The sequence below is a fragment of the Streptomyces sp. NPDC004031 genome (assembly GCF_053604375.1).
Genome location: NZ_JBSGHL010000054.1, coordinates 51,221 through 60,389, shown reverse-complemented (window position 1 = coordinate 60,389; position 9,169 = coordinate 51,221). Strand labels below are relative to the sequence as shown.

The window sequence follows — 9,169 nt, the reverse complement described above, 5'->3', positions numbered from 1 at the left end:
CCGGGCGGCCAGGCCGCGGGCGCGCCGCGCTCCGCCGCACAGCCGGGCGCGGCCGCGACGCCCGCCACCGCCCCGGGCACCGCGCCGCAGGCCGAGGCGGCGGGAGCCGTCGCCGTCGAGGCGCAGGCGGGCGCCGTGTCGCTGCCCGCCCCGCGCCGCGGGGACGCGACGGACGTGCTGCCCGACGCGCTCGCCACCCGGCTGGAGGCCCAGGGCGAGTCCGTGCACCGCCCCGAGCTGGGCGTCCTGGTCGCCCAGGTGCCCGTGGACGCCGCCGCCGCACAGGCCGCGGACGCCGCCGTCGCCGCCGTCGACGAGGAGCCGGTGCGGCTGCGCAGCGCCGTGAAGTCCCGCGACGGCTTCTTCACCACCCACTGCATCAGCCCCTACTCGCGCTACATCGCGCGCTGGTGCGCCCGCCGCGGCCTCACCCCGAACCAGGTGACGACCGCCTCGCTGCTGGTCGCCCTGATCGCCGCGGCCTGCGCGGCCACCGGCACCCGCGGCGGCTTCGTCGCCGCCGGCGTGCTGCTGATCGCCTCCTTCGTGCTGGACTGCACCGACGGCCAGCTCGCCCGCTACTCGCTCCAGTACTCCACGCTCGGCGCCTGGCTCGACGCGACCTTCGACCGCGCCAAGGAGTACGCCTACTACGCGGGCCTCGCGCTGGGCGCCGCCCGCGGCGGCGACGACGTGTGGGCGCTCGCGCTCGGCGCCATGGTGCTGCAGACCTGCCGGCACGTCGTCGACTTCGCCTTCAACGAGGCCAACCACGACGCCACCGCCAACACCAGCCCCACCGCAGCCCTGTCCGACAAGCTGGACAGCGTCGGCTGGACGGTGTGGGCGCGCCGGATGATAGTGCTGCCGATCGGCGAGCGCTGGGCCCTGATAGCGGTGCTGACCGCGGTCAGCACCCCCCGGATCACCTTCGTGGTGCTGCTCGTCGGCTGCGCCCTCGCCGCCTGCTACACCACCGCGGGACGCGTCCTGCGCTCGCTCACCCGGCGGGCCACCCGCACCGACCGCGCCGCCCGCGCGCTCGCCGACCTGGCCGACAGCGGCCCGCTCGCGCAGGCCCTGGCGGCCGCGCTGCGCCCGCTCGCCCGCCGGCTGCCCGGCTTCGCCGCCCCGGCCGCCGCGCTGGTGGGCGCGGGCGCCGTGACCGCGACCGCCGCGCTCGCGCCCGTCGGCAGCTGGTACCCGGTGCTCGCCGCGGTGGTCTACGTCGTGACCTCGGCCCTGGCCGTCGCGCTGCCGCTCAAGGGCGCGCTGGACTGGCTGGTCCCGCCGCTGCTGCGGGCGGGGGAGTACGGCACCGCGCTGGCGCTCGCCGCCGTCTGCGGGGTGAACGGGGCGTTGCCCGCCGCTTTCTGCCTGGTTGCCGCCGTCGCCTACCATCACTACGACACGGTGTACCGCATACGCGGGGGCGCCGGAGCGCCGCCGCGGGCTGTGGTGCTGGCCGCCGGCGGACACGAGGGCCGCACGCTGGTCGTGGCCCTGACGGCGGCCGTCGCCGCGCACCACACCGGCTTCACGGCCACGCTGGCGGTGCTCGCCGGCGTCATCGCGCTGCTGGTCGCGTCCGAGAGCATCCGCTTCTGGGTGACCTCGGGGACCGCCGCGGCCGTACACGACGAATCAGGAGAACCCGCATGATCGGCCTCGTGCTGGCAGCCGGCGCAGGCAGGCGCCTGCGCCCCTACACCGACACCCTGCCCAAGGCCCTGGTGCCGGTCGGCCCGCAGGACGCGTCCGAGAGCCTGACCGTGCTCGACCTCACGCTGCGCAACTTCGCCGAGGTCGGCCTCACCGAGGCCGCGATCGTCGTCGGCTACCGCAAGGAGGCCGTCTACGCGCGGCAGGCCGCGCTGGAGGCGGCCTACGGGCTGAAGCTGACGCTCGTCGACAACGACAAGGCCGAGGAGTGGAACAACGCGTACTCCCTGTGGTGCGCGCGCGGCCTGTTCGACCAGGGTGTGATTCTGGCCAACGGCGACACCGTCCACCCCGTCTCCGTCGAGCGCACGCTGCTCGCCGCGCGCGGCGAGGGCCGCCGGATGATCCTGGCGCTGGACACCGCCAAGCAGCTCGCCGACGAGGAGATGAAGGTCGTCGCCGAGCCCGGCCGCGGGGTGCGCCGGATCACCAAGCTCATGGACCCGGCCGAGGCCACCGGCGAGTACATCGGGGTGACCCTCATCGAGCCCGAGGCGGCCGCCGACCTCGCCGACGCCCTCAAGGCCACCTTCGAGCGCGACCCGGACCTGTACTACGAGGACGGCTACCAGGAGATGGTCGACCGCGGCCTGACCGTGGACGTGGCCCCGATCGGCGACGTGGCGTGGGTCGAGATCGACAACCACGCCGACCTCGTCAAGGGCCGGGAGATCGCGTGCCAGTACTGACCCGGCTGATCCCCTCGCCGGTCGTCGTCGACATCCGCTCCGGCGCCCTGGCCCACCTGTCGCGGCTGCTGGCCGACCAGCGGATCTCCACCTCGGGCAAGCTCGCCTTCGCCGTCAGCGACGGCTCGGGCGCCCGGCTGCGCGAGGCGCTGGCCCCCGAGATGCCCGGCGCCGACTGGTTCCCGGTCGCCGGCGGCACCATCGACGCGGCCGTCACGCTCGCCGACGCCATGCGCGGCAAGCGCTACGACGCCGTCGTGGGCCTGGGCGGCGGCAAGATCATCGACGTCACGAAGTACGCCGCCGCCCGCGTCGGCCTGCCCATGGTCGCCGTGGCCACCAACCTGTCGCACGACGGCATCTGCTCGCCCGTCTCCACCCTGGACAACGACAACGGCCGCGGCTCGTACGGCGTGCCCACGCCCATCGCGGTGGTCGTCGACCCGGACGTCATCCGGGAGGCGCCGGCCCGCTACGTGCGCGCCGGGATCGGCGACGCGATCTCCAACCTCTCGGCCATCGCCGACTGGGAGCTGTCGCACCGCGAGACCGGCGAGCGCATCGACGGCCTCGCCGCGGCCATGGCCCGCAGCGCGGGCGAGGCCATACTGCGCCACCCCGGCGGGATCGGCGACGACGACTTCCTCGGCGTCCTCGCCGAGGGCCTGGTGCTCTCCGGGATCGCCATGTCCATCAGCGGCGACACCCGGCCCTCCTCCGGCGCCTGCCACGAGATCAGCCACGCCTTCGACCTGCTCTTCCCCGCCCGTGCGGCCGCGCACGGCGAGCAGGTCGGCCTCGGCGCCGCCTTCGCGATGCACCTGCGCGGCGAGCCCGAGGTCTCCGGCCTGATCGCGCAGACGCTGCGGCGGCACGGCCTTCCGGTGCTGCCTTCGGAGATGGGCTTCACCGAGGCGGAATTCACCGAGGCGGTGCTCTTCGCCCCGCAGACCCGCCCCGGCCGCTTCACGATCCTGGAACACCTCGACCTGTCCGCCACCGAAATCAGGGACGCGTACGCCGACTATGCCAAAACCATCAGTAGCTGAACTGCGACCGGTCGTGCACCCCCCGGGTGTGAAGGACCGGCGCAGCGGCGAGCACTGGGCCGGGCGGCTCTACATGCGCGAGGTCTCCCTGCGCATAGACCGGCACCTGGTGCCGACCTCCGTCACGCCCAACCAGCTGACGTACCTGATGACCGTCTTCGGCGTGCTCGCCGCCCCGGCCCTGCTGGTGCCCGGGATCACCGGAGCCGTCCTCGGCGTGCTGATGGTGCAGATGTACCTGCTGCTCGACTGCGTGGACGGCGAGATCGCCCGCTGGAAGAAGCAGTACTCGCTCAGCGGTGTCTACCTCGACCGGGTCGGTGCCTACCTCACCGACGCGGCCGTGCTGGTCGGCTTCGGGCTGCGGGCCGCCGACCTGTTCGGCGACGGCCGGATCGACTGGCTGTGGGCCTTCCTGGGCACCCTCGCCGCGCTCGGCGCCGTCCTGATCAAGGCCGAGACCGACCTGGTCGGCGTCGCCCGGCACCAGGGCGGGCTGCCGCCGGTCAAGGAGGCCGCGTCCGAGCCGCGCTCGTCCGGTGTCGCGCTCGCCCGCCGGGCCGCCTCCGCGCTGATGTTCCACCGGCTGATCCTGGGCATCGAGGCCTCGCTGCTGATCCTGGTGCTGGCGGTCGTCGACCAGATCCGCGGCGACCTGTTCTTCACCCGGCTCGGCGTCGCGGTTCTGGCCGGAATCGCTCTTTTGCAGACCCTGCTGCATCTCGTATCGGTCCTCGTCTCCAGCAGGCTGAAGTGAGGCGGGCATGGCGGGTATGAGCGAGCCGCTCACGGTCGGCGCGGTCGTCCTGACGATGGGCAACCGGCCGGTCGAGCTCCAGGCGCTGCTGGACTCGGTGGCCAAGCAGCAGGGGCCCGCGATCGAGGTCGCGGTGGTCGGCAACGGCGCCCCGCTGCCGCCGCTGCCGCCCGGTGTGCGCTCCGTGGAACTGCCGGAGAACCTGGGCATCCCCGGCGGCCGCAACGTCGGCATCGAGCTGTTCGGTCCCGGCGGCAGCGAGGTCGACGTGCTGCTCTTCCTGGACGACGACGGGCTGCTGCCCGGCGACGACACCGCGGAACTGGTACGCGCCGCGTTCGCCGCCGACCCGCGGCTCGGCATCATCAGCTTCCGGATCGCCGACCCGGACACCGGGGTCACCCAGCGCCGCCACGTGCCCAGGCTGCGCGCGTCCGACCCCATGCGCAGCTCGCGCGTGACGACCTTCCTGGGCGGCGCGAACGCGGTCCGCACCGCGGTGCTGGGAGAGGTCGGGCTGCTTCCGGCCGAGTTCTTCTACGCGCACGAGGAGACGGACCTGGCCTGGCGCGCACTCGACGCCGGCTGGATGATCGACTACCGTTCCGACCTCGTACTGCACCATCCGGCGACCTCGCCGGCCCGGCACGCGGTCTACCACCGCATGGTGGCCCGCAACCGGGTGTGGCTGGCCCGGCGGAACCTGCCGTGGCTGCTGGTCCCCGTCTACCTCGGCGTGTGGTTCGCCCTGACGCTGCTGCGGCGGCCGTCCGGTGCGGCACTGCGCGCGTGGCTCGGCGGCTTCCGTGAGGGCTGGGCGACGTCCGCCGGCGCGCGGCGGCCGATGAAGTGGCGGACGGTCTGGCGGTTGACCCGACTGGGCCGACCGCCGATCATCTGACAAGCTCGGACCTGAGAGCATCAGGCGCAGCCCGGGACCCCCTGCACCCGGCGCGCACATTGAGGACGAAAGTGTCAACTGTGAGCGAGACAACGCACAATGGTGCGGTCGCCGTCGGAGCGCCACCGGCGCCCACGGCCGATGACGGCCTCAGTCCCTCCCAGCTCGCCGCGAAGTACGGGCTGACCGTCAGCGGTGCCCGTCCGGGGCTGGCGGAATACACCCGGCAGCTGTGGGGCCGCCGACATTTCATCAACGAGTTCGCCAAGGCCCGCACGGCCGCGCAGTACACGCAGGCCCGCCTCGGCCAGCTCTGGCAGGTCATGACGCCGCTGCTGAACGCGGCCGTCTACTTCCTGATCTTCGGTGTGCTGATCGGTACCAGGAAGGGCATCGACAACTTCATCGCGTTCCTGGTCACCGGCGTCTTCATCTTCACCTTCACGCAGTCCTCCGTGATGTCGGGTGTGCGGTCGGTGGCGGGCAACCTCGGCCTGATCCGGGCGCTGCACTTCCCGCGCGCCTCGATGCCGATCGCTTTCACACTGATGCAGCTCCAGCAGCTGATGATGTCGATGTTCGTCCTGATCTCCATCGTCCTCATGACGGGCGAGACACCGAACGTCAAGTGGCTGATCCTGATCCCCGCGCTGCTGACCCAGTGGGTCTTCAACACCGGCCTGGCCATGATCACGGCCAGGCTCGGCAGTAAAATGGCCGACCTGGCGCAGCTGATGCCGTTCCTGCTGCGTACCTGGATGTACACGTCGGGTGTCATGTACAGCATCGACAACCTGACCGCGCACTCGCCGCACTACGTCAAGGTCCTGCTCGACATCAACCCGGTCGCGGTCTACATCGATCTGGCACGGTTCGCCCTGATCGACAGCTTCACCGGCTCGCAGCTCCCGCCCCACGTCTGGGCGAGCGCCGTGGGCTGGGCGGTGCTGGTCGGCCTCGGCGGCTACGTCTACTTCTGGAAGGCGGAGGAGCAGTATGGCCGTGGCTGAACCGCAGCCCCTGCGCGCGGAGCCCGAGACGGCCCCCGCCCGCGTGCCCACGGTGATCGTGGACGACGTCCACATCGTCTACAAGGTGTACGGCGCGGGTACCGGCAGGGGCAGCGCGGCGACCGCGCTCGCCCGGCTGGTGCTGCGCCGCGGCGGCAACCCGAACGTCCGCCGGGTGCACGCGGTGAAGGGCGTGACCTTCACCGCCTACCGCGGCGAGGCGATCGGCATCATCGGCTCCAACGGCTCGGGCAAGTCGACGCTGCTGCGGTCCATCGCGGGTCTGCTGCCGCCGGAGAGCGGCAAGATCTTCACCGACGGCCAGCCGTCCCTGCTGGGTGTCAACGCCGCGCTGATGAACGACCTGACCGGCGCCACCAACGTGCTGCTCGGCGGGCTGGCGATGGGCATGACGCAGGAGGAGGTCCGCAGCCGCTACAAGGGCATCGTGGACTTCTCCGGCATCAACGAGAAGGGCGACTTCATCTCGCTGCCGATGCGCACGTACTCCTCGGGCATGCAGGCCCGGCTGCGCTTCTCGATCGCGGCGGCGAAGAACCACGACGTGCTGCTCATCGACGAGGCGCTGGCCACCGGCGACCGCCAGTTCCAGAAGCGCTCCGAGGCGCGGATCCGCGAGCTGCGCAAGGAGGCCGGCACGGTCTTCCTGGTCAGCCACAGCAACAGCGCCATCCGCGACACCTGCGACCGCGTGGTGTGGCTGGAGAAGGGCGAGCTGCTGATGGACGGCCCGACCGAGGAGGTCCTCGCGGCCTACGAGGCGCACACCGGCAAGTAGTCCCCGCGTGCCCACGGGCGGCCCGCCGCCGCTTCCACCCCCCGCCGGATCCTCCGGCGGGGGGTGCGTGCTGTGCCGCCGCGGGTGTGTGCCGCGGTCCCGCGCCGCTCGGGGCGCCCCCGGCGTACGCCTGAGCGTTGCCCGACGTAAGCTGTACCGGTGCTGGGGAGCCCTTTCAAGATCGAAACCGGGTGCCGGACGCCCGGCGCGGCGGCGTGTCCGAAATGGGAAGATTCGTCCGGGCGGTGTAGAACGGGGGATGTGGCGGCCATGACGAATGGGACCATCCTGCTCCGGGGCACCTGTCCCGCCTGTCTGCCGGGCAGCCCGCGGTGACCGCGGCCGACACGTCGCGGGCCGTTCTGGACAAGGCCGCGCGCGAGAACTTCCCCGTGGCCCCGGTCTTCCTGCCGCGCGCCTGGCGCCAGGACCTCACGGCGGTCTACGGGTTCGCCCGGCTGGTGGACGACATCGGTGACGGCGACCTCGCCGACGGCGGCCGCCCCGACGCCGTCCTGCTGGGCCTGGAGCCCGAGGCGGCCGGCGACCGCATCACCATGCTGGACGCCTTCGAGGCCGACCTGGGGCGGGTCTTCGACGGCCCCGGCGAGCCGTCGCACCCGCTGCTGCGGGCACTGCGCCCGACCGTGCGCAAGCACGCCCTGACACCCGAGCCCTTCCTGGGCCTGATCGCGGCCAACCGCCAGGACCAGAGCGTCGCGCGCTACGCGACCTACGCGGACCTGCTCGCCTACTGCGAGCTGTCCGCCAATCCGGTGGGCCGCCTCGTGCTGTCCATCACCGGCACCTCGACGCCGGAAAGGGTGCGGCGCTCCGACGCCGTGTGCACCGCACTGCAAATCGTCGAGCATATCCAGGACGTCGCGGAGGATCTCGCCCGGGACCGGGTGTATCTGCCTGCGGAGGACATGAAACGCTACGCGGTGGACGAGGCCGACCTCGCACAGCCGCAGGCCGGTCCGCAGGTCAAGGCACTGGTCGCGTTCGAGGCCGAACGCGCCCGCGAGCTGTTGTATGAAGGTGCTCCCCTCGTGGGTAGCGTCCGTGGCAGGCTTCGGCTGTTGCTCGCGGGATTCGTCGGCGGCGGGCGCGCGGCGCTGAAATCGGTCGAGCGGGCCGGATACGACGTGCTTGCGGGTTCGCCCAAAGCCACCAAGAGCGGCCTGCTGCGCGAAGTGGGGTCGACATTGCGAAGAGAGGGGTGAGCAGGACCGTGAGCGGTTCCGCCCACACGTCCGGTCCGGTACTTGCTGCATACAGGTACTGTGAGGCCGTGACCGGCCACGAGGCCCGTAACTTCGCCTATGGCATCCGGCTGCTGCCCGCCGCAAAGCGGCAGGCCATGTCGGCTCTCTACGCCTTCTCGCGGCGGGTCGACGACATCGGCGACGGCGATCTCGCACCCGCCGAGAAAATCGAACGCCTGGAGTCCACCCGCGACCTGCTCACCCGGGTGCGCGGCGGCGAGGTCCGGGAGGACGACACCGATCCGGTCGCCGTCGCCCTCGCCGACGCGGCACGGGTATTCCCCCTTCCGCTCGAAGGCCTGGACGAACTCATCGACGGCGTTCTGATGGACGTCCGGGGCGAGTCCTACGAGACCTGGGACGACCTGGCCGTTTACTGCCGTTGTGTGGCAGGTGCCATCGGACGGCTGTCGCTGGGCGTGTTCGGCACCGTAAATGGGCACGATCATGTGCGTGCCGCCGAATACGCCGACACGCTCGGCCTCGCCCTGCAACTCACCAACATCCTGCGCGACGTCCGCGAGGACGCGGGCAACGGACGGACCTATCTGCCTGCCCAGGATCTGGCGAAATTCGGCTGCGCCGCCGGTTTCCACAGTGACGTCCCGCCGGCCGGATCCGATTTCGCCGGCCTGGTGGAATTCGAGGTGCGCCGCGCCCGTGCGCTCTTCGCCACCGGCTACCGGCTGCTCCCCATGCTCGACCGCCGCAGCGGCGCCTGCGTGGCGGCCATGGCGGGCATCTACCGCCGGCTGCTGGAGCGGATCGCGGCCGACCCCGACGCCGTACTGCGCGGCCGGGTGTCGCTGCCCGGCCGGGAGAAGGCCTACGTCGCCGTCCGCGGCCTCGCAGGCCTGGACGCGCGCCTGGTCGCCTCCCGCGCCCCCCGGGGTGACAGATGAGACCCACCCGCGGATGCGCGGGTCCACGGCACGCGGCACAGCAGACGGAACATCACCACCCGGCGCCCGTAC

At 72.1% G+C, this 9,169-nt stretch carries 9 protein-coding genes; all 9 read left to right on the top strand.

Going from position 1 to position 9,169, the window contains the following annotated elements; all coding sequences use genetic code 11:
* Window positions 1-1,662 (top strand): DUF5941 domain-containing protein (locus tag ACWERV_RS28460; RefSeq protein ID WP_452938335.1); only part of this gene is annotated, 1,662 nt, incomplete at its 5' end.
* Entirely contained in the window at window positions 1,659-2,411 is a 753-nt protein-coding gene (locus tag ACWERV_RS28455; RefSeq protein ID WP_452938332.1) for a phosphocholine cytidylyltransferase family protein, read from the top strand. The genes ACWERV_RS28460 and ACWERV_RS28455, both read left to right, overlap by 4 nt.
* On the top strand, window positions 2,399-3,460 hold the full coding sequence (locus ACWERV_RS28450) for an iron-containing alcohol dehydrogenase family protein (RefSeq protein WP_398179039.1): 1,062 nt from the start codon (window positions 2,399-2,401) through the stop codon (window positions 3,458-3,460). Before ACWERV_RS28455 ends, ACWERV_RS28450 begins: the two co-directional genes overlap by 13 nt.
* A complete protein-coding gene (locus ACWERV_RS28445) occupies window positions 3,438-4,217 on the top strand; it encodes a CDP-alcohol phosphatidyltransferase family protein (RefSeq protein ID WP_398179043.1) in 780 nt (259 codons plus the stop codon). Before ACWERV_RS28450 ends, ACWERV_RS28445 begins: the two co-directional genes overlap by 23 nt.
* Window positions 4,218-4,233: 16 nt before the next feature.
* Window positions 4,234-5,118: a glycosyltransferase family 2 protein gene (locus tag ACWERV_RS28440; protein ID WP_452938346.1), complete on the top strand. Its 885-nt coding sequence runs from the start codon at window positions 4,234-4,236 to the stop codon at window positions 5,116-5,118.
* An 80-nt stretch (window positions 5,119-5,198) separates the two neighbouring features.
* Window positions 5,199-6,128: an ABC transporter permease gene (locus ACWERV_RS28435; RefSeq protein WP_452938328.1), complete on the top strand. Its 930-nt coding sequence runs from the start codon at window positions 5,199-5,201 to the stop codon at window positions 6,126-6,128.
* The gene (locus ACWERV_RS28430) at window positions 6,121-6,927 is read left to right on the top strand and encodes an ABC transporter ATP-binding protein (RefSeq protein WP_452938325.1); all 807 of its coding nucleotides are present in this window, start codon (window positions 6,121-6,123) and stop codon (window positions 6,925-6,927) included. The genes ACWERV_RS28435 and ACWERV_RS28430 overlap by 8 nt, the downstream gene beginning before the upstream one ends.
* A gap of 302 nt (window positions 6,928-7,229) precedes the next feature.
* Window positions 7,230-8,153 carry a squalene synthase HpnC gene (gene hpnC / locus ACWERV_RS28425; protein WP_452938343.1) on the top strand — a complete coding sequence of 308 codons (924 nt, stop codon included), beginning with the start codon at window positions 7,230-7,232 and terminating at the stop codon, window positions 8,151-8,153.
* On the top strand, window positions 8,150-9,097 hold the full coding sequence (gene hpnD, locus ACWERV_RS28420; RefSeq protein ID WP_398179055.1) for a presqualene diphosphate synthase HpnD: 948 nt from the start codon (window positions 8,150-8,152) through the stop codon (window positions 9,095-9,097). The genes hpnC and hpnD overlap by 4 nt, the downstream gene beginning before the upstream one ends.
* Window positions 9,098-9,169 lie beyond the last annotated feature (72 nt).